At 41.9% G+C, this 21188-nt stretch carries 19 protein-coding genes; 13 read left to right on the plus strand and 6 right to left on the minus strand.

Annotated features, from left to right (window positions below; translation table 11 throughout):
- Positions 1-8 precede the first annotated feature (8 nt).
- On the plus strand, positions 9-1319 hold the full coding sequence (locus tag BMW98_RS13455; protein WP_245733592.1) for an anthranilate synthase component I family protein: 1311 nt from the start codon (positions 9-11) through the stop codon (positions 1317-1319).
- Position 1320: 1 nt separating this feature from the next.
- Here the strand turns inward: BMW98_RS13455 and BMW98_RS13460 are convergent, their stop codons facing one another.
- Complete coding sequence (locus BMW98_RS13460) at positions 1321-2148, minus strand: M48 family metallopeptidase (RefSeq protein ID WP_090259469.1); 828 nt, start codon at positions 2146-2148, stop codon at positions 1321-1323.
- Positions 2149-2605: 457 nt separating this feature from the next.
- Here BMW98_RS13460 and BMW98_RS13465 point away from each other — a divergent pair, with 457 nt between their 5' ends.
- The 8 genes from BMW98_RS13465 to BMW98_RS13500 all read left to right on the plus strand — a co-directional run bounded on the left by BMW98_RS13465 (position 2606) and on the right by BMW98_RS13500 (position 11984).
- The gene (locus BMW98_RS13465; protein ID WP_090259097.1) at positions 2606-4393 is read left to right on the plus strand and encodes a DUF8202 domain-containing protein; all 1788 of its coding nucleotides are present in this window, start codon (positions 2606-2608) and stop codon (positions 4391-4393) included.
- Between the two features lie 322 nt (positions 4394-4715).
- A complete protein-coding gene (locus tag BMW98_RS13470) occupies positions 4716-6554 on the plus strand; it encodes a T9SS type A sorting domain-containing protein (RefSeq protein WP_090259098.1) in 1839 nt (612 codons plus the stop codon).
- A 115-nt stretch (positions 6555-6669) separates the two neighbouring features.
- Positions 6670-7278 (plus strand): fumarylacetoacetate hydrolase family protein, encoded by a 609-nt coding sequence (locus BMW98_RS13475; protein ID WP_090259099.1) that lies wholly within the window; start codon positions 6670-6672, stop codon positions 7276-7278.
- Positions 7265-9172: a M23 family metallopeptidase gene (locus BMW98_RS13480; RefSeq protein ID WP_090259100.1), complete on the plus strand. Its 1908-nt coding sequence runs from the start codon at positions 7265-7267 to the stop codon at positions 9170-9172. The genes BMW98_RS13475 and BMW98_RS13480 overlap by 14 nt, the downstream gene beginning before the upstream one ends.
- Positions 9169-9618 (plus strand): thioredoxin-dependent thiol peroxidase, encoded by a 450-nt coding sequence (gene bcp, locus BMW98_RS13485; RefSeq protein WP_090259101.1) that lies wholly within the window; start codon positions 9169-9171, stop codon positions 9616-9618. The genes BMW98_RS13480 and bcp overlap by 4 nt, the downstream gene beginning before the upstream one ends.
- Positions 9619-9637: 19 nt before the next feature.
- A complete protein-coding gene (locus BMW98_RS13490; RefSeq protein WP_090259102.1) occupies positions 9638-10486 on the plus strand; it encodes a transketolase in 849 nt (282 codons plus the stop codon).
- An 11-nt stretch (positions 10487-10497) separates the two neighbouring features.
- Positions 10498-11451: a transketolase family protein gene (locus BMW98_RS13495; protein ID WP_090259103.1), complete on the plus strand. Its 954-nt coding sequence runs from the start codon at positions 10498-10500 to the stop codon at positions 11449-11451.
- Positions 11452-11591: 140 nt separating this feature from the next.
- On the plus strand, positions 11592-11984 hold the full coding sequence (locus tag BMW98_RS13500) for a response regulator (RefSeq protein WP_090259104.1): 393 nt from the start codon (positions 11592-11594) through the stop codon (positions 11982-11984).
- Here the strand turns inward: BMW98_RS13500 and BMW98_RS13505 are convergent.
- The gene (locus BMW98_RS13505; protein ID WP_090259105.1) at positions 11981-13552 is read right to left on the minus strand and encodes an ArnT family glycosyltransferase; all 1572 of its coding nucleotides are present in this window, start codon (positions 13550-13552) and stop codon (positions 11981-11983) included. The two genes, BMW98_RS13500 and BMW98_RS13505, sit on opposite strands and share 4 nt — an antisense overlap.
- A 57-nt stretch (positions 13553-13609) precedes the next feature.
- Here BMW98_RS13505 and BMW98_RS13510 point away from each other — a divergent pair, with 57 nt between their 5' ends.
- Positions 13610-14797 carry an aspartate aminotransferase family protein gene (locus tag BMW98_RS13510; protein ID WP_090259106.1) on the plus strand — a complete coding sequence of 396 codons (1188 nt, stop codon included), beginning with the start codon at positions 13610-13612 and terminating at the stop codon, positions 14795-14797.
- A 3-nt stretch (positions 14798-14800) separates the two neighbouring features.
- Here BMW98_RS13510 and BMW98_RS13515 read toward each other — a convergent pair whose 3' ends face one another.
- The 3 genes from BMW98_RS13515 to BMW98_RS13525 form a co-directional block, all read right to left on the minus strand.
- Positions 14801-15319, minus strand: a complete 519-nt coding sequence (locus BMW98_RS13515) for a hypothetical protein (protein WP_090259107.1) — start codon at positions 15317-15319, stop codon at positions 14801-14803.
- Between the two features lie 108 nt (positions 15320-15427).
- A complete protein-coding gene (gene hslV / locus BMW98_RS13520) occupies positions 15428-15967 on the minus strand; it encodes an ATP-dependent protease subunit HslV (protein WP_090259108.1) in 540 nt (179 codons plus the stop codon).
- 60 nt (positions 15968-16027) lie between these two features.
- A complete protein-coding gene (locus BMW98_RS13525) occupies positions 16028-17665 on the minus strand; it encodes a pyruvate dehydrogenase complex dihydrolipoamide acetyltransferase (RefSeq protein ID WP_090259109.1) in 1638 nt (545 codons plus the stop codon).
- Between the two features lie 192 nt (positions 17666-17857).
- Here BMW98_RS13525 and BMW98_RS13530 point away from each other — a divergent pair, with 192 nt between their 5' ends.
- Entirely contained in the window at positions 17858-18556 is a 699-nt protein-coding gene (locus BMW98_RS13530) for an SOS response-associated peptidase (RefSeq protein ID WP_090259110.1), read from the plus strand.
- On the opposite strand, the gene BMW98_RS13535 is transcribed toward BMW98_RS13530, so the two are convergent.
- Positions 18553-19317, minus strand: coding sequence for a DUF6503 family protein (locus BMW98_RS13535; RefSeq protein ID WP_139177562.1), 765 nt, complete (start codon positions 19315-19317; stop codon positions 18553-18555). The two genes, BMW98_RS13530 and BMW98_RS13535, sit on opposite strands and share 4 nt — an antisense overlap.
- A gap of 242 nt (positions 19318-19559) precedes the next feature.
- On the opposite strand from BMW98_RS13535, the gene BMW98_RS13540 reads away from it, so the two are divergent.
- Together BMW98_RS13540 and BMW98_RS13545 are read left to right on the plus strand one after the other, a co-directional pair.
- The gene (locus BMW98_RS13540) at positions 19560-20555 is read left to right on the plus strand and encodes a 3-oxoacyl-ACP synthase III family protein (RefSeq protein WP_090259112.1); all 996 of its coding nucleotides are present in this window, start codon (positions 19560-19562) and stop codon (positions 20553-20555) included.
- Between the two features lie 3 nt (positions 20556-20558).
- Positions 20559-21146 carry a hypothetical protein gene (locus BMW98_RS13545; protein ID WP_090259113.1) on the plus strand — a complete coding sequence of 196 codons (588 nt, stop codon included), beginning with the start codon at positions 20559-20561 and terminating at the stop codon, positions 21144-21146.
- Positions 21147-21188 lie beyond the last annotated feature (42 nt).

Consider the following 21188-nt stretch of genomic DNA (forward strand, 5'->3'; position numbering starts at 1 on the left):
GCTTTTTTTTGGGCTTTAGTTTCTATTACATTTGCGCCATAATCACGGCATTGCAGCGCTTTATCTCATACCAACAATTCAACAAACCAGACTGGACTTTAAAAGCCCTAGACTGGGCGCAGCACTTTAGTCATTTTGCGTATTACCAGCACAACAACATCAGTTATCCGCACAACGGCTTTCGGCAAATCCTGGCTATTGGCGCTAAGCGCACGCTAAGCCAAACAGCTAATGGAGCCTTCGAAAATCTAAGGGCGTTTCATCAGAACAAGTGGCTTTTTGGCTATTTAGGCTACGACTTGAAAAATGATACCGAACGATTGACGAGTGAAAACACCGACCACGTTCAATTCCCTGACATTTCATTTTTTGAAGCCGAACACATCATTTTCTTTGGAACAAACGGAGTAGAAATCCACTCGGATAATGAATCGCTTTTTGAAGAGATCAGCAAGCATGAACCCCTCTTTTCCAAACCGAGCTTCTCTCACTCTACTCCCGCTATCGATCAGGATACTTATGAAAAAACTGTAGCCAAGCTAATTGACCATATAGAAGCCGGAGACATTTATGAGATTAACTTCTGCCAAGAATTTCATGGTAAAGTGGAAAGCTTTTCTCCACTCCAGACCTACTTGGCACTAAACGAGCTTTCCCCAAAGCCATTCTCGTGCTTTCAGCGATTTAACGAGCACTATATTATTTGTGCATCACCCGAAAGGTTTTTACTGAAAGAAGATGATAAGCTCATCTCACAACCTATAAAAGGCACAAGGCCACGAGGTGCCGATTCTGCTACCGATGAATTACTTATTTCGGAACTAAGAAATGACGAAAAGGAAATTGCCGAGAACATGATGATAGTAGACTTGGTAAGAAACGATTTGGCCAAAAGCTCCAAAAGTGGCTCGGTAAAAGTCGAAGAGCTTTTTGGTATTTATTCCTTTCAACAAGTTCATCAAATGATCTCAACAGTTATCTCTGAGAAGAAAGAAACGGTAGACTTTGTTGAATGCATTAAGAATGCTTTCCCTATGGGCAGCATGACGGGCGCTCCGAAAGTGATGGTAATGAAACTGATAGAGCATTATGAACAAAACCGCAGGGGAGCCTTTTCGGGGGCAGCAGGTTACATATCACCCAGTGGTAATTTCGACTTTAATGTTTTGATTCGCAGCCTGTTCATTAATGCAAAAACCGACACCTATTCTTTTCAGGTTGGCAGCGCCATTACCTACGATGCCGTACCCTCAAAAGAATACGAGGAGTGCCTTGTTAAAGCCAAAGCACTACTCGCAATTCTAACGGCTAATAATTAGCCTAATTATCTCCGTTGTAATATTCTAATGCTTTTGGCATAGCTTCGTTTAAGCGCTCAATTCTGGTTTCGTGAGAAGGGTGCGTTGACAGAAATTCTGGCGGCTGGTTGCCTCCGCTGTCAGCCGACATTCTTTCCCAAAACTTTGGTGCTTCCTTCGGGTCGTAACCAGCTATGGCCATAAACACGATACCCAGCTCATCAGCTTCCGACTCGTGTGTTCTTGAGAAGCTCAAAAGCCCTAAGTCTGAACCATAGCCAACAGATTGATAGATGAGCTTTTCAGCCACACCAGGGTTTTCCCCCAAAGCAATAGCGCCAACCGTCATCCCCACTTGCTTTGCGTAAGTTTGGTTAATGCGCTCCTCTCCATGTTTAGCAATCGCATGTGCTACTTCGTGCCCCATTACAACTGCCACACCAATATCATCCTTACAAATTGGCATTATGCCCGTATAAAACGCCACCTTACCGCCAGGCATGGCCCAAGCATTTACCATTTCATCATCTTCTATCAGGTTAAACTCCCAATTAAACCCCTGCAGAAGTTCTTCATATCCATTCTGTGTTAGGTATTTCTCTACTGCTCCTTTTATTCTATCGCCTACTCGTTTAACCCTAGCAACTTGTTCTTGATCCGTAGAAAGCTTCACAGAGTCCATTAAATGACTATAAGTATCTGAACTCATTGCAATAATTTCCTGCGAATCTGGTGCCCCGGGCACTCCTGTAAGTTGCTTTCTGCCTGTAATAGGCACAGTTGTACATGCATACGCAGTAGCTGCTAGCACAATGGCACCAACTACTTTATACAATTTGTTATTTCTCATGCTATTTCGGTTAATCATCTACTATTAAACAAGGTGTACGCGGTGTATTGTTTAAAATTATAACAAGTACATCTAAAGAGTAACAGAAGTTTTGAAATAATTATTACTGCTCGTCTCAAAATTGGAATAGCGCTTTAGAAAAAGCAGCTTTTCGCGCACATACAACACCTTCGTACAGATTCACATACACAAAGCACCATTTAGCACACCTTGATAAATTATGATACTAACTAATAGTTTCATTATAGGCATAATACATGAATATTAATTTGTTGTTAAACATGTAAATATATTTACATTCCAAGAACATTAAAAGCAAAAAGCCTTGTAATTAAAAAAGTGAAAAGTTAAATTCAATACCCTAATACATAGACACTTATGTATTAGACCGAACTAACTCAACCATTTAGCACTTATGAACAGGCAATGCATTTGTACCCTTTGTTTATATGCATTTATGCAAGCGGCCTTTGCTCAAACTGGTCCAGGAGGAGTAGGCACTTCTGGCGGTGGTTCAAGCCTAAACATTTGGTTTGATGCAAACCAACAAGCATTCACCTCAGGCACCACTCTTGCTACAAATGGCCAAACAGTAGAAAGCTGGAGTAACTTAGGGCTAGCATCAGGCGCTGCAACATCATCATCTTCAACGTTTCGCCCCACTTTTTCTTCGAACGCTCTCAACGGATACCACTCCTTAACCTTTGATGGTTCCAACGACTCATTCAGCTTCACTCATACGATTACCAATTCCGGAACACTCTTCGCAGTGGCCTCCGGCAGCTTTAACAGTGGCACTGAAAGGGTTTTGATACGACTAGGAGAACCTGGCCTAATAGATTATAGCAATGCTATGCGAATGACTTCTTCTACCAATATGCAAGCAAGGCTGGACAACGGTGTACAAATAGGAACAATTAACCAGACCATTACGAGCGGCACTACCTACCTATGGTCCTATAACCATAGAACAATAGGTAGTTCTCAACTTTTTGCCAATAGTAGCTCTTCAGGAACAAACTCCCTTGGCATAGCGCTAGGCATTTTTGGATCAACCACATCTATTATTTCAGGCGGTGACTTTTGGGATGGAAACATTGCTGAAATCATACACTATTCAGGGGTTGTAAACGCTGCCGAGCGCATAATAATTGAGAACTATTTAGCGGCCAAATACGGGATTAGTCTATCGGCCAATGACATTTACAATGAAGATGATGGCGCCAATGGAGATTACGACCATGATGTTGCAGGAATAGGACAAGCATCAGATGGTAGCAGTCACACAGATTCTCAGAGTACAGGAATACTAAGAATTCTTGGAGCTAATGATCTCGACAACAACGAATTCTTGTTTTGGGGACATGATAATGGGGATGCCATAGCCACAGAAACATCAGATGTACCAACTGGCGTACAAGCAAGATTTCAGAGAGTTTGGCGAATAAGCGAGCAAGGGGATGTTGGTAGCGTAAATATTCGGTTTGACCTGAGTGCTTTCACCTCTGTAACAGCTGCTGATTTAAGGTTAATAATAGATGCTGATAATGATGGTACTTTCAACGATGAAACAGCTATTTCTGGTGCTACACATCTAGGTGACGATATTTATCAGTTTGCGAGCGTTTCTGCTCTAGGAAACAACCTTAGACTCACCATTGGAACTGCCGATACCAATGACACACCGCTCCCAGTAACCCTAGTGAGTTTTAATGTTGAAACGACCGAAACAAACACAGTAAATATTCAATGGGCAACCGCATCAGAAACAGACAACAGCCATTTCACTATTGAGCGAAGTATAAATGGAACTGACTTCGAAACACTCGCATATGTTGACGGTGCCGGAAGTGTAGAAGAGCTACGCACCTACCAATTCTATGACCTTTTCCCTGTAAAAGGAACTTCTTATTACAGACTGAGACAGACAGATTTCAATGGGCAATTTACTTTTTCAGAAGTCAAAAGGGTATTAATAAAAGAATTGCTGGCCAAATCAATTTGTTACCCCAACCCTATTAACAGAGGAGAGAACCTAAAAATCTCGCTCTCAAACCTACCTAACCTACCATTTCTTTCTATTTGCTTGGTTAACAATAAAGGTAACATCGAATGGCAGCATCATCTCGATAGCTTGGTTACCAACCTTGATCTAGAGCTGGAGACCTCCAACTTATCAGCAGGTATGTACAACATTCAATTTAGTCCGGTCAAAAAACTTTCGAAAAGAGTCATCATCAAATAACACGGCACCATTCCTACCCTTCCTTGTAAAGCCCTGTTGACTACCAAAAACCACCCCTGACTTCGAAACATACATATATCAAACACTCACATACAAATACCCTCTGTTTAAACCAATATTAACCCTATACACATTAAATTAATTTAACATTAAATTGTAGTAAAGCACTTTTGATATAACTATTAATAAATTTTTATTCTACTATTTCAATAAAATTACATCAGTTTTATATTGTTATTTCTTCAAGTTCGGAATACCTTTAAGCACGAAAGAGTAATCTTTTAACCTTAACCAAACGTAACCGACTCAACCACCAGCACTCATGACCAGAGCGTGCATCTGCATTATGTGTTTGTTTGTGTATGCACAAACACTTAATGCCCAAACCGGACCTGGAGGAATTGGAAATACCAACGGGTCTTCCAATCTAGACATATGGTTCGATGCCAACCAGCTAGCTTATAATGACGCAGGAACAAACCTTGCGACCGATGGTCAAACCGTGCAGAGCTGGCACAATCTTTCTGGCTCAGGTTCTACCAGTAACGCTTCCAACGTTACCAACCTACCAATCTTCACCGAAAATGCGCTCAACGGATACCCAGCACTCACATTTGATGGTGTAGACGACCTACTTGACTTTACTTATACCACTGTGGGAACGGGAAGTATTTTCCTAGTGGCATCAGGCAGTAACCCAACCAACGTACAAAGACGCGCCATCAGACTAGGCGGACCCGCATCAAACTTTAGAGTAACCTTAGGCATGCCGGCAGCTTCTAGCTTTAGGGCAAGGCTTTTTGATGGAACTACCGCCACTCCTTTGTCTACCACTGTTTCAGCGGCAACGCCTTACGTTTACAGTTACAACTACTCCAATGGAAGCTCTGTAGAACTATTTGTTAATGGCAACCTAGCGGCAAGTAACAGCACTGTTGTTACGGGCACACCAGGAGTCAGTGGTACTGCTCGAATTTCATCGAGTGCCTTATGGAACGGCAATATTTCTGAGATCATACATATTGCCTCTGGGGCTAACACTGCCGAAAAGATTATTATTGAAAACTATTTAGCAGCCAAATACGGGCTATCGTTATCTACAAGCGACATTTACGATGAGGACAATGATGGCTACGACCATGATGTGGCCGGAATAGGCCAAGCACCAGATGGCTCAAGCCACACCGACTCGCAAGGAACCGGAATGGTAAGAATAAACGGAGCTGACAACCTTGAAAATGGTGAGTTTCTATTTTGGGGACATGATGGAGCCGATGCGCTAGCAACTGAAACTGACGATATACCTATGGGTGTAGAAGCACGCTTTCAAAGGGTGTGGAGAGTTAGCGAAGAGAACACTTTTGGTGTTTCGGTTGATGTGGGTAGTGTAAATGTATTATTCGACTTAAGCGCTTTTTCATCTGTAACAGCAGCTGACTTGGTGCTATTGATAGATACAGATAATGACGGCACATTTGCAGACGAAACTCCAATTACGGGTGCCACCGACCAAGGTGATGGCATGTATCAGTTTGCAGGCATCTCTGCTTTAACCGACAATACGAGGTTCACTATCGCCTCTGCCGATACAGAACAAACTCCATTGCCAGTAGTATTGGTAAGCTTTGATGTTAAACCAACAAGTGACAACAAAGTGATGCTAAACTGGGTAACAACCTCAGAAACCGACAATAGCCACTTCACCATTGAAAGAAGTAAGTACGGCAATAGCTTTGAGGCAATAGCCTATGTAGATGGTGCCGGTAGTGTTGAAGAAGTGAGGCGCTATCAATTCGAGGACCCTTTTCCATTTAACGGAAACAATTATTATCGCCTAAAGCAAACTGACTTCAATGGCCAATTCACCTATTCAGAAGTGGAAAAAGTAATCATTGAAAACAACTCATTCAATGCCACCTTTTATCCTAACCCTGTAAACCAAGGCGATGAACTAACCTTCTCAGTTCAGTCTAGCGATGGTGAACTAAAATTCATTGTAATCAACGCCCAAGGATACATTGAAGCAACACATGAAGTTACAGTTGAGTCACCAAACCAAAGCATTGCGCTAAGCACCTACGACCTAACTCCCGGCATTTATTCCCTGCTTATTCAAGCGTCTACCGGCAAGACAATTACAAAAAGGTTAATTGTACGCTAAAGCGTGCCACTATCTTTAGCCAAAAGTTAGTCTTTCTAGTTACAGTCTAATAAATTTGGGCTTGCGGCCTCGTTAACGCAAAGCCTGAATTTCCTTAAACTAAAATTCCTTTCGAATGAAAATCATCGCCATTGGACGTAACTATACGGCACATATTGAAGAGCTAAATAATGAAAAGCCTAGCGAGCCCGTTATATTCATGAAACCAGACACGGCCGTTCTCCGTAACAATGCACCTTTCTACTATCCTGAGTTTTCGAAAGACATTCATTTTGAAGTAGAAATCTTGGTAAAGATTAACAGAGAAGGTAAATTCATTCAGGAGAAATTTGCTCAAAAGTATTACGATGAAATTGGCATTGGAATTGATTTCACTGCAAGAGACGTGCAAAGTAAACTGAAAGAAAAAGGTTTACCTTGGGACAAGGCAAAGGGCTTTAATGGCGCTGCCCCTATTTCAGATTTTGTTAAAAAGGAAGACTTTGATTTAACCAACCTGAACTTTTCATTAACCAAAAATGGAGAAGAAAAGCAGCAAGGAAACACGAAATTGATGCTCTATACAATAGATGAAATCATTGCTTATGTATCGCAATACTTCACTTTAAAAAAGGGAGACATCATATTTACCGGTACACCAAAAGGTGTTGGACCAGTCGCGATTGGCGATAAACTAGAGGCTTACATTGAAGGGAAGAAAATGCTAGAAGTTGAGATTAAGTAAATACGTATTCTTATTTATTACACTATTTACCACAGGGCTAAATGCCCAAGTAGTTTACGATGGTATTGACGAAGGCTATTATGCTTTCCCTATTTTACCGGAAAAAATAAACTACCTATCGGGCACCATGGGCGAGCTACGCTCTTCTCATTTTCATGCAGGCTTAGATATTAAAACAGAAGGCCGTACTGGGCTCGAGGTTTACTCAGCCGCCAAAGGTTACATTAGCCGCATTCGCATTGGGCCTGGAGGCTACGGCAACTGTCTTTACATAAGTCATCCAAATGGCACCACTACAGTTTATGCCCACATGGACAAATTCTCTCCAAAGGTTGCCGAATATGTGCTGCAACAACTGTATGACAAAAAAACACATGCCACTAACCTATTCCCTCCCAAAGGCCAATTCACTTTTGAAAAAGGAGATATAATCGGCCTATCGGGCAACACAGGCTCTTCTACGGGGCCACATCTACACTTCGAAATAAGGAACATAAACCACGAGGTGCTCGATCCTCTAAGAATTGGCTTCAGTCAAATTAAAGATAACATTGCCCCTACAGCGGTAAGTATTGGCCTAAAAGCCATGAACATTAATGCTCGCATTGGTGGCGAATTCGGCAGGTTCAATTTCGACTTAAGCCAAAACGGAGACCAGTTTTATTTTAAAGATACCATAGAGGTAACAGGTAAAATTGGCCTTGAGCTATATGGGTTTGATAGGTTAAATGGTGCGAACAATAGAAACGGCATCCCAATTCAATCGGTTAAAATGAATGGAGAAATAATCTTTTCGCAAAGCATTGATACCATCCGCTTTTCTGAACAGAAAAACATTAAAATCCATACGAATTACCAAGCACAAAAAGAAACGTACAGACGCTACAACAAGCTATATATTGATGATGGCAACACATTAGATTTCTATCGAGAGGTAAAAAACAATGGATTTATTCAACTAAAAGCAGACGAAACTGCTGATATAGAAATTACACTAACGGATTCTTATGCCAATACCTCAAAAGTAAACTTTACCCTCAAAGGCGTAGCGCCAATAAGTGAGCTGAAGCGTGAACCACAAACAAAGCGACCATATTTTGTACAAGACAACACCCTGGTACTCTACCAACCTGGCAACAACGAATTCGCCAAGGTAACCTTGTACGCTGCAGAAGGGTCGAAAGTAGTAGACCCAGCGTACAAAACGCCATCAGAAAATGTATACTTAGTAGACCTGAAGTCTATACTTCCGCTAAAGGCCGACATGACAAATGGCGACACACTTACCTTCAACTTTGCAGATAGAGTTCCTGCCACCAGTAAACACTCGTTTTTGGCCGACAGCTACTCGCTACGATTCTCTAAATCAACATTGTTCGACACTGTTTATATTCAGGCAGAGCATGTGGTGGAAGAGGACATGGAGTACCTTTCTGTAAATGAAGATGTATACCCACTCAAAGGCAGCATTTATGCAGAATGGCAACCCAAAAGGCAATACGAAGACATAGAGAAGTACCACATTTATCAAATCAATAACCCGAAATATCCGGGTTTTCTAGGCGGAGAGTATAAAGACGGTAAATTTGCCTTCAGCTTTTCTACTTTCGGCAAGTTTACCTTAATGAAAGATGATATCGCTCCGGAAATTCGGTTGACATCTAGAAAGCAAGATGTACTCTACTTTAGAATAAGTGACGAGCTCTCGGGAATTAAGAGTTTTGAAGCCCACATTAGCGGAGAATGGCTTTTGATGCATTACGAACCGAAGCGCAGACTTTTGTGGTCGGAACGATTAGATAAAACTAAACCGTTAGAAGGAGAGTTTGAATTGAAAGTGTCGGATAATGCCGGCAACGAATCAATTTTCGAATTAAAACTAGGAGAATTATGAGCCTCAATGTAGGAGACAAAGCCCCAGCTTTTGAAGGGGTAGACCAAGATGGAAACCCAATTAAACTTTCTGATTTTGCAGGAAAGAAATTAGTACTCTACTTCTACCCTAAAGACAATACGCCTGGCTGTACTACCCAAGCGTGCAACCTAAGAGACAATTACGATGCACTGCTTAAAGCAGGATATGCAGTGGTTGGCATTAGCTCTGACACAGAAAAGAAACACCAGAACTTTATTGCCAAGTACGAACTACCATTTCCGCTTATTGCCGATGTTGACAAAAGCATTCACGAGCAATTTGGTACATGGGTAGAAAAACAAATGTATGGCAGAAAGTACATGGGCACAGCACGCACAACCTTTATTATAGACGAAAACGGAGTGATCGAAGAGATTATCAGCAAGGTAAAAACCAAAGAACACACCGCTCAAATTTTAGATTAACTATTAACCACATCAGCAAGTGAATCAAGCTAATATTCCAGAATTAGAACGCATTGCATCGCAAGTAAGACGCGACATCGTTCGAATGGTACACGCTGTTAATTCAGGGCACCCAGGTGGGTCGCTAGGTTGTACCGACTTTTTTGTCGCACTTTATTTCCACATTATGGACCGCAAAGAAGGTTTTGATATGGATGGACTTAATGAAGACATCTTCTTTCTTTCAAACGGTCATATTTCACCGGTTTGGTACAGCATTTTAGCTAGAGCCGGCTACTTTGAAGTGAGCGAGCTTTCTACTTTCAGAAAACTAGATTCTAGGCTTCAGGGTCACCCAGCTACTGAAGAAGGTCTACCAGGTATTAGAATAGCTTCAGGTTCATTAGGCCAGGGTCTTTCGGTTGCCTGTGGTGCTGCACAAGCCAAAAAGCTCAATGGCGAAAACAACCTAGTTTTTGCACTAATGGGCGATGGCGAGCTTGAAGAAGGTCAGGTTTGGGAAGCGGCAATGTATGCGGCTCACCATAAAATTGATAACCTAATCGCTACAGTTGACTATAACGGTCAGCAGATTGACGGCCCTACTGATGAGGTAATGTCACTAGGCGATTTGAAAGCCAAGTGGGAAGCCTTTGGTTGGCATGTAATTGAAAGCAATGGTAACGACATGGATAGCATTGTTAAAAGCCTTGAGCATGCTAAGTCTTTAACAGGAAAAGCCAAGCCAATATTGAACTTAATGTCTACCGAAATGGGCTATGGAGTCGATTTTATGGTAGGTACGCACAAGTGGCACGGTGTTGCTCCGAACGATGAGCAATTGGCCGATGCATTGGCGCAACTTCCAGAAACTTTAGGCGACTATTAATCAGAACAACCATGACAAAATTTAGCTATACAGAAAAGCAAGATACACGCTCAGGTTTTGGTGCTGGGCTGGCAGAATTAGGTAGAACTAACCCAGATGTAGTTGCCCTTTGTGCAGACTTGGTTGGCTCGCTTAAAATGCAGGAATTCATCAAAGAAAACCCAGAAAGATTCTTTCAGGTAGGTATTGCAGAAGCTAACATGATGGGCCTTGCTGCTGGTTTAACAATTGGCGGAAAAATCCCTTTTACGGGTACTTTTGCAAACTTTTCTACTGGTCGTGTTTACGATCAAATCAGACAAAGCATTGCATACTCTGAGAAAAACGTAAAAATCTGTGCTTCTCACGCAGGGCTTACATTAGGCGAAGATGGTGCTACTCACCAAATTCTTGAAGATGTAGGAATGATGAAAATGTTGCCAAACATGACGGTTATTAATCCATGCGACTATAACCAAACAAAGGCAGCAACTATTGCCATTGCTGAGCATCATGGGCCGGTTTACTTAAGATTTGGCCGTCCGAAAGTGCCTATCTTCACTCCTGCCGACCAGAAATTTGAAATTGGCAAAGCCTTGAAATTGATTGAAGGTACAGATGTAACCATCTTTGCGACTGGCCACTTGGTATGGGAAGCCATTGAAGCAGAAGCCGTATTGGCAGAAGCAGGTATTTCCGCAGAAGTAATTAACATTCACACCATTAAGCCGCTAGACGTTGAAGCAGTTTTAGAATCAGCTGCCAAAACAGGCTGCGTAGTAACTGCTGAAGAGCATCAGATGAATGGAGGTTTAGGTGATAGCATAGCGCAAACACTCGCCTTAAACAACCCTACTCCACTAGAAATGGTAGCGGTAAACGATTCGTTCGGTGAAAGTGGTACACCTGAAGAGTTGATGACCAAATATGGTATTGATGCCAAAAATATAGTGGAAGCTGCCAAGAGAGTTATCGCTCGAAAGTAGCAACCACATACTCCAATATAGTAGAAGCCCGGCCAGTCCGGGCTTTTATTTTTTACAGCTTATCGAAGAAATCCTACCAGTTATCTAATAACTCAAATGGAATGGTCTTTTGGTTGCACATTTAGGCAAAACCAGTTTAGATGAGAGACCAAAACAACTTAAGCGCCAGAATTCTAATCGTAGACGATAACCCATTGTGTATTAAAATCCTCTCAAGGTTATGTTCGAAATGGGGCTTTGAAACAGTAACGGCTAATAACAGTCAACAAGCATTAGATGCACTTTCAACCACATCAATCGACCTTGTAGTTTCTGATATTTACATTCCAGGCATGGATGGGCTCCTGCTTTCCAAAAAAATCAAAGAGGTGAACCCAAGTACACCGCTAATTCTTACCAGTGGTTTTGAAGCCCAAGAAATTGAATCGAAAAATGTGGCAAAAAGGCCTTTTATTCAAAAACCATACACTCCAAGCGAAATGCATGAGTTGATTGTCAATCAGCTGCACGGTAAAGTGCGCAAAAGCGCTTAATGTATCTTAATGAGGGCTATACGTTGGTCGCGGTATTGAAACACCTGCTCTAAATCGTAAAGCGTATTTACGGGCAGGTCTTCAACTGCACAAAGGAAGTACCCCTTTTCAAACTCAGGCTTTGAGTAGAGAATACTCATATGCGCTCTTTCAAAATAGAAAACCACGGTTAAGGAAAGCCTCAAACCCTGATAGCGATAAACAGGAGATTCGCCAGCAATTGCTGCAAGCTCCAAACCTATCGACTTATCAACCGCTGCATTACTATGCTGCATTCTGTCTTGGGGGCCAATGGTAGAGAAAGCCAACCTCCCTACGGTTAGCACTCCAAAAATCACAAGCAAAGGCCTCACTCCTTTGTTTAGCAGTGCAAACCACAATACGCAAATCAACAACATACCTACTGCAACTAACACAGGTAAACCTGCTATACTTTTAAGATCGTCTACAAACAACGTACTCGGAAACGCCAAGGTTAAAATGGCTAAAAGCACTATTGCAACCACCTTTTGATACTTCAGCAGGCCTTTTCTACTCACCTTGCTAGCGGCATAAATCATTATTAAACAAATGAGTGGAAATAGCGGATAGACGTACCTAGACTTAGCTTCGATTGAAAACCAGTACAGTAAAAAATTCACTAAAACTATCCAGAAAGCATAATGCACAAACCTATTCGACCGTAGCCAAACTCCCCTAGACACCATAAAAAAGGCAGGGATAAAAAAGGCAGCCGGTATTACATTTTTCAGAGTATCGAGAGGAAATGAAACTAGGTGATTCAGAAACTTTGAAACACCGCCAGAAGTCGCCTTATCCGTAGATTCCTCAAGCAAAGTCTGCCACCAACCTTCAACCGGTGCATGTAAACTATACGCATAAAAGTAACCGCCAACCAGCAGTACCAAAACACTCATTCCAGCCAAATGCTGCACACTAAACAACACCTTGAATCTCCGCTTTATCACAAAGTATGTCAGCAAACTGAGAGCTGTATATGGCAAGGCCGACAGCCCCTTTGTTAAAAAACAAACAGCTGTAATTACATAAACCCAAACAAAAAGCTTAAAGTAAGCTTTCTTTTCACCGAAGGCATAAATCGCATAAAAGCTAAGAGTGGTCAGCAGCATATAAAAAAGATCAATCTCTCCTAATGCACTGAAATAAAAGAGAATGTCTACCGATAGTAGAAAGGACAAAGAAGCAAATAGCGCCACCGTACTGTCTACAAATCGCTTAAAAAAACGGTAAGAAATGAAAGCCAGTAAAATATGACTAAACACAGAGACAAATCGAGTGGCAATTTCTGTGTAACCTCCAAATAACTTGTAGCTCAAAATGAGCATCCAATTATAAAATGGTGGCTTACGATAGTACAGATCTCCCGTTTGAGTAGGCACCCAAAAATTGTCCTGAATAACCATTTCTAGGGCAATAAGCGCCCTTCTTGGCTCTTCCAAAAACAGTGGATAAATACCTAATTGATAGAAAAAAGCGAATACAACCAAAGCAACAGTTCCCCATAGGAATACTGTTTCTTTTTGGCTGAGTCTATCGGCAAGGTTCATGTACCAAATCTAACGTTTAGCGCTCAGCAATTATGCATTTGTTACGTATTTTCGTGCATGCAAGCAGAAGAGATATTCCTAAAACACCTCGCTCAAACATCCCCTTACCCGCTAAAGCTAGAAGTAAGCCATGCAGAAGGCCCATATATTTATGCGCCTGACGGAAAAAGGTACACGGACATGATCTCAGGCATTGCCGTTTCGAACATTGGCCATAGGCACCCGAAAGTGGTCGAGGCTATTAAAAGCCAAGTAGATAAGTACCTGCACGTAATGGCCTATGGTGAGTTTATTCAGGCCCCTCAAAACGAATTAGGTCTTGAGCTTGCCAAAGTGCTGCCAGAACAACTTAACTGCGCCTACTTTGTAAACAGTGGAACTGAAGCCAATGAAGGCGCCATTAAGCTTGCCAAAAGGTTAACAGGAAGAACAGAACTCGTGGCTTGCAAAAGGTCTTACCACGGAGGCACCCAAGGCTCACTTAGCATTTCGGGTAATGAGATGAAGAAGTTCGCTTTCAGGCCACTCATTCCGGGCGTTAGGTTTATGGAGTTTAACAATCATGATGACCTATCGATGATTAATAACCAAACTGCGGCAGTGATAGTCGAAGTAATTCAAGGTGATGCAGGAGTAAGAATTGGCGAACAAACTTGGATTGAAGCATTAAGAAAACGCTGCGATGAAACCGGAGCCCAACTAATATTCGATGAGATACAGACCGGTTTTGGTAGAACCGGAAAGCTCTTTGCCTTTGAACATTATGGTGTTGTGCCAGACATTCTGACTATTGCGAAAGGCTTTGGTGGCGGCATGCCAATTGGCGGTTTCATAAGCCACTACGAAAAGATGAATCACCTAACGCACAACCCAGTGCTTGGTCATATTACCACATTTGGCGGCCACCCAGTAGTGTGTGCAGCTGCATTGGCTAACCTAAGGGCCATTCAAGAAGAAAACATGATTGCCAAGGTTGAAGCAAAAGGCCAACTATTAGAAGAAACAATTGCCCACGATGCAATCATTGAGATAAGAAGAAAGGGTTTAATGTTTGCCGTAGAGTTTCATTCAGCCGAATTAGTGCACGAAATTGTTACCAAGTGTATTAGCCGAGGCGTAATTACTTATTGGTTCCTTTCTTGTCCGGAAAGCTTCAGAATAGCACCGCCAATTAACACCCCCAACGATGTACTCTTAGAGGCTGGAAATACAATAAGATCGGTAATTGACGAAGTTTGTGGCTAAGCCCTACTTTGGACCAATGCTAGAGTTATAATCGCTTTGCTGAAGAATTTTCACTTTCTCATTCCCCATTACCACATAGTCCACCCTAAACTGACTAGCGTCAGCAATACTGCCTTTACAAATTAGTAATTGAGCCTCGCAACCAATGGTAATGCACTTTTCAACCTCATTGGTTCTAATGGCAATATTAATTGGCTCACCATCGGCACGAGCAAGCACAATACCTGAATGCGTTTGCTCCATTTTCTTAAAAGGATAGATATGATAATCACTGCTAAACCTATCTACCTGAAACTTGCGCAAATCTAGTTTATCGAGTGCATCGTCTGCTAAAAGCGTAACGTAGCCATCTTTTACACCCAAGGCAGCATTTTCAACAAACTCACCATTACCCAAATGCACTGTAGCACCGAGCAAGAGTCTACCTTCAGTTGGTTCTTCATAAACAACAGGCGGCTGTAAGCATGCTGTTGCCGAAAAAAGCACTAGGGTTAATAAAATCAGTCTTTGTGTGGTTTTCATACCTATCAATGTTTAGGAAATAGTTTTCCAGTCTAAGTCAGAGCGTTAGAAATGATAGGTGTTGGGTTGGTGAAAGTGGAGAATTGCTGTAATCCTCCACTTACAAATTTAAGAAATCTGCTCTATTATCAAATTGTGATTGGTATAAATACAGATGTCAGCAGCAATATTTAAGCTTTCTTCAACAATTTCTTTACTGTTTAGGTCTTTACCGTGCTTAACCAAGGCCTGAGCTGCCGCCTGCGCATACATACTACCAGAACCAATGGCCGCAATGCCATTATCTGGCTCTAGCACATCACCAGTTCCTGATAGGATAAGAATATCATCTTTATCGGCCACAATCAGCATAGATTCTAGTTTGCGCAGGTACCTGTCCATTCGCCAATCCTTGGCCAACTCAATGGCAGCACGTTTCATGTTACCTCCATAAGCGCCCAGCTTTTCGTCAAAGCGCTCTAGCAAAGTAAATGCATCGGCAGTAGAGCCAGCAAAACCGGTTACAATTTTACCGTCTTGCAGTTTTCTTATCTTTTTTACGTTGCTTTTAGCCACAGTATTACCCATTGTGGCCTGTCCGTCAGCTCCTATCGAAATTGAGCCGTTATGTTTCACCGCTAGCACGGTGGTTGATCTAATTTTTGTCATAGGCTTAAAAAACAAAGTCCCATATTTCTACGGGACTTTGTAAGTTTCGTTAACTGTTTATTAAACAAGAATCCTGATCGGATCTTCTAAGTACTGTTTGAACGTTTGCAAGAAAGCAGAACCAATTGCACCGTCAACCACGCGGTGGTCGCAAGACATTGTCACCTTCATAATGTTACCAATTACCATTTGGCCATCCTTAACAATTGGTGTTTGTTTAATACCACCAACAGCCAGAATACAAGAATCTGGTGGGTTTACAATTGCTGTAAACTCTTCAATTCCGAACATTCCTAAGTTAGAAATAGTGAAGGTATTGCCTTCCCAATCCTTAGGCTGCAATTCTTTGTTCTTCGCCTTTGCTCCAAGGTCTTTCACTTCAGCTGAAATGTGAGAAAGCGTCTTGTTATCGGCAAAACGAACAACAGGTACTAGCAATCCTTCGTCAACAGCTACCGCAACACCAATGTGAATGTGGTTGTTGTAGCGAATCTTATCGCCCAACCAAGAAGAATTCACTTTAGGGTGCTTACGAAGGGCAGCAGCTACTGCTTTAATTACCATATCGTTGAAAGAGATTTTAACAGGAGAAACCTCATTCATGCTCTTGCGTGCCTCAATAGCCTTATCCATGTTAATTTCCATGGTTAGGTAGAAGTGCGGAGCAGTGAATTTACTCTCTGCCAAACGCTTGGCAATGGTTTTACGCATTTGAGAAACCTTCACTTCTTCGAAGCTTTCTTCGGCCACAATTTGAGGCAGCTCTACTGCCGGAGCAGCAGCCGTTGAACCTGAAGCAGCAGCAGGCTGAGCCGCTGGTTGTGCCGCAGGCGTAAAGTTTTCAATATCTCTTTTTACAATTCTACCAGCATCGCCAGAACCGCTTACTTGTCCAAGGTCAATTCCTTTTTCTTCAGCAAGTCTTTTGGCAAGCGGTGAAGCCTTTATTCTTCCGTTGTTTGTTGTGTTCGAAGCGGTGGCGGCTGGTGCAGCGGTTTCCTTTGCAGGAGCGCTTTCTTTAGCTTCCTCTTTTGCAGGAGCATCAGCTTTTGGTGCGCTTCCTCCTTGTTGGTCGGCTTTAATCAATGCCTCGTAATCAGCACCTTCTTCACCTACAACAGCTAAAATACCGTCTACTTTAATAGACTCCCCTTCTTTGGCACCAATGTAAAGCACCGTACCATCGTGGTATGATTCGTACTCCATTGTAGCTTTATCGGTTTCAACCTCGGCTACAAGTTCGCCAGACTCTACCTTATCGCCCACCTTCTTATGCCAAGCAGCAATTACACCTTCTTCCATGGTGTCGCTCATTTTAGGCATGCGTACGATCTCAGCATTGATTCCGCTTGTATCAATTGCCTCTTCAGAAGTTTCTTCTGCCGCAGCTTCAGTAGCTTCTTCTTGCTCAGTAGAGCCATTAGCACTTCCTCCTTCGAGCAAGTCTTTATAATCTTCTCCTTTTTCTCCGACAATGGCTAAAATTCCGTCTACTTTAACGGCATCTCCTTCTTCCGCGCCTAGATATAAAACTGTTCCGTCATTATAAGATTCATAATCCATAGTGGCTTTGTCAGTTTCAATCTCAGCCATCAATTCGCCAGATTCTACTTGATCTCCCACTTTTTTATGCCAAACAGCGATTACACCTTCTTCCATGGTGTCGCTCATTTTGGGCATTTTTATGATTTCAGCCATATTTCTTCGTAAAATTTGAGCACCAAAAATAGTTCGATTCAATCTATAATCAAACTAATGTTACGTCATTCTCGGTTCCATTTATTTGGGTTTTTCCGCAAACGATTGAAACATAATTATACTTTGAAATTTCTTCAATTTGGTGCAACTAGCATTTTTATCGATCTTCAACTAACCAACAATTCGACATAAATGCTGACTAATTTCTCTATAGCCACTGACCCTCAAAAGATTGCCAAACAGTTTAGCGTAGAACTGCCTGAGAATTATCAGCCTACTTATAATGCCAACCCAACTCAAAAACTACCGATAATTACCAGCGCCAACCCAGAAAAAGTAGAATTAGTACACTGGGGAAGTACAGAGGCATTTAGCAAAAGTAAGAGTGTAAGCGGTAAGCTACTCTTCGCTCCCGCGGAAGAGATTCAGACGAAATCCAGCTTAAAGAAGAACTTTTCGAATAGGCGTTGCGTCATTTTGGCCGATAGTTTTTATGCTTGGAAGGAAATAGCTAAAAAAGAAAAAGTGCCCTACCGTTTTTATATTGGAGAGAATAACCTATTCGCCATTGCCGGTCTTTGGGATAGTTTTGAAGATGAGGACGGAGCTGTTGTAAACACATTTATGATGATTACGACTGCTGCTAATAACACCGTAAGCGAAGTTTCTGAAAGAATGCCGGCCATTCTGAATGAAGATTTGTTGATTGAATGGCTGAATGAAGACACGAAAGACGACAGCCTTTTAGAGTTTATTAAGCCTTACCAACCGAATGACCTAGACAAATACACCATCAACCCTAAATTGGCTGACCCGAACTTTAACGATTCGAAACTTTGGGAGCGAGTTCCGCCTGCCAATCAGTTTGGCAACCTAACGCTTTTCAATTAAGGCTTAGCGTTCAATTTAACCTGAATATTCTCTAACCTAATTTCTGAGACCAACTTGAGTTTACCAGTTTGGTAGGCGTAGTCTAGCTCTTGGGCAGGAAAGTCCGTATCTATGGTGTAATTCAGATAATCTTGGAAGCGAATTCCTTGCACCTCTTGAATGTCAACAGCTTCACGGAAACGAACTCCTCCGCCATTGATGTTAAAGCTATAAGCTAAGTAGTCTATTGTGAAGTTTTCTTTGTGAATCCAATACACATAAGCGTTTTCGAACTCTTCGCCCCCGCCATTGTTGCCATAGGTAATTTCTACTTTGTAATAAGGCTCCCCTTTAATACTCACCGACTTCATCAGTTGCCTGTTCACCACAGGATCATCCAAATTGAAGGGTAAAAGGGCAAAATAAATTACTGAGTTAGTCGCCCTGCGGTAAGTTTTGAGGTTCTCAACGGTAAGGTCAACTTCTTTTTCTCCCACCATTCTTTTAAAGTGGTCATTATCTAGTACATCAGTTACCCAGCCATCTTTGGTTTTAAAACTGCGTTCGTACACATATTGTCCTTCGCTTATTTTTGCACGAAAGTGTCGGCTTCTAAAATCGAACTCCACCTCCATGTTGTCGTACTTCTCCCCTCCATGCCTTTCAATGGCCTTGTCAATTACTTGGTCTGCGCTAAGTCGCTCCTTGTTGGGGCCGCAACTTAACGTAGCAGTAGCCAATGCTATCACCGATAGCCAGTGCATATACATTCCTCGATTCATTCTACTCGATTTCCTCACCTTCAATGTTACGGAAGAGCCTTCATGGGGTTTCCTTATTTATTTGAAGTAATAAGTTTCTATTCGGTTGAAAAACAGGGGTTCAATTTGCACAAAATTAAAAAGCGGTTTCGCCCATTCACATCATTTTGACGCCTTCAGTTGAAATACATTGCTCAGCATTTTGTTAAGATGGTGCTACGCTTTAGATAATTTCTTTAAATTTCAACTTTTAAAACGATTGCATGAAGAACTCAAAAATCATAGGAATAGGCCATTATGTGCCGGAGAAAGTGGTGACCAACCACGACTTGGAGAAGATAATGGACACTAGTGATGAATGGATAGTCGAACGCACGGGAATTAACGAAAGAAGGTGGTTTAATCCAGAAAAAGACACCGTATCGAACATGGCCAAACGAGCCACAGATATGGCTGTGCAACGTGCCGGAATTGAAGTTTCGGAAATCGACTTCATTGTTTTTGCCACAATTACACCCGATTACTTTTTCCCAGGCTCTGGTGTTTTATTACAGCGAGAACTAGGCTTACAGGGCATTGGGGCGCTCGACATAAGAAATGCATGCTCTGGATTCATCTATGGACTATCTGTAGCCGACCAGTTTATAAAATCAGGCATGTACAAAACTATATTGGTGGTAGGTGCCGAAATACAATCTTCTGCCCTAGACAAATCTACCGAAGGCCGATCTAGCTCAGTAATATTTGCAGATGGTGCCGGAGCAGCAATTTTAAGGGCTACGGACGAGCAAAAGGGCATACTTTCTACCCACCTACATGCAGATGGCGATTTTGCCGAAGAGCTATACGTGAAAGATCCGGGCTCTAGCCGAAAAGTGAGACTATCCAAAGAGCTGCTCGATGGCAAGTCTTTCAACCTTACTATGAACGGAAATACAGTGTTTAAGCACGCTGTAGTTCGTTTTAGCGAAGTAATAAAAGAAGCACTTGAACACAACCAAATGGGTGTTTCAGATATCGATTTGCTTATACCGCATCAGGCAAATCTTAGAATTAGCAACTTTGTACAGGGGCAGTTTAAGCTACCCGATGATAAAGTTTTCAACAACATTATGTACTACGGTAATACCACCGCGGCATCCATTCCAATTGCCATGAGCGAGGCTTATGAAAAAGGCCTAATTAAGGAAGATATGGTGCTTTGTTTGGCTGCTTTCGGTAGTGGTTTTACTTGGGCATCGGCACTTATAAAATGGTAAACTATGCTAAATGATGAACTCCATGATTTTCTCTCTAACAAAGCTAACTTCGATAGAAAAAACCAGTTGGATGAGAAAATCGCGGAGTTGCTTCAAAGTTTTCGAGACAACCTTATAGCACTACTCGATAGAAAGGGAATCGCACTACCTGTTTCCACACACAAGGCTGCAGCCAAAGCCACCAAAGGGAACCTTCACTACGGTTACCCTTTTCAGGTATTAGACTTTCCTGCTCAATTTGAAAAACAGCATATCTATACCTTCCGCACAGTAGTTTGGTATGGGCATCATTTCTCGTTCAACCTTATTCTTTCCGGAACATATTTAAAGAACCACTGCCCCAATTGGCAGGTTTTGCTAGACAAGGAATTCCTATTTTCATGTGGCGAAAATATTTGGAAAGAACCGCTTAAAGACACGGAATACATAGAAATAACACACAACAATCACGCACTTCTAACCGAAAAGACCAGCATGTGTAAAGAAATTAGAGTATCTAAACGATTTAATTTGAATCAACTCCCCCACTTTCATCGTTTAGGAATGGAATGCTTTGAAGCGATAGTTTGTTCAAACACAGACTTGGCTTAATATTTGATTAAACAGGCATAGCCAAGCAAAGCTGCCAATCAC

This window comes from Roseivirga pacifica, assembly GCF_900111145.1.
GTDB classification, from domain to species: Bacteria; Bacteroidota; Bacteroidia; order Cytophagales; family Cyclobacteriaceae; genus Roseivirga; species Roseivirga pacifica.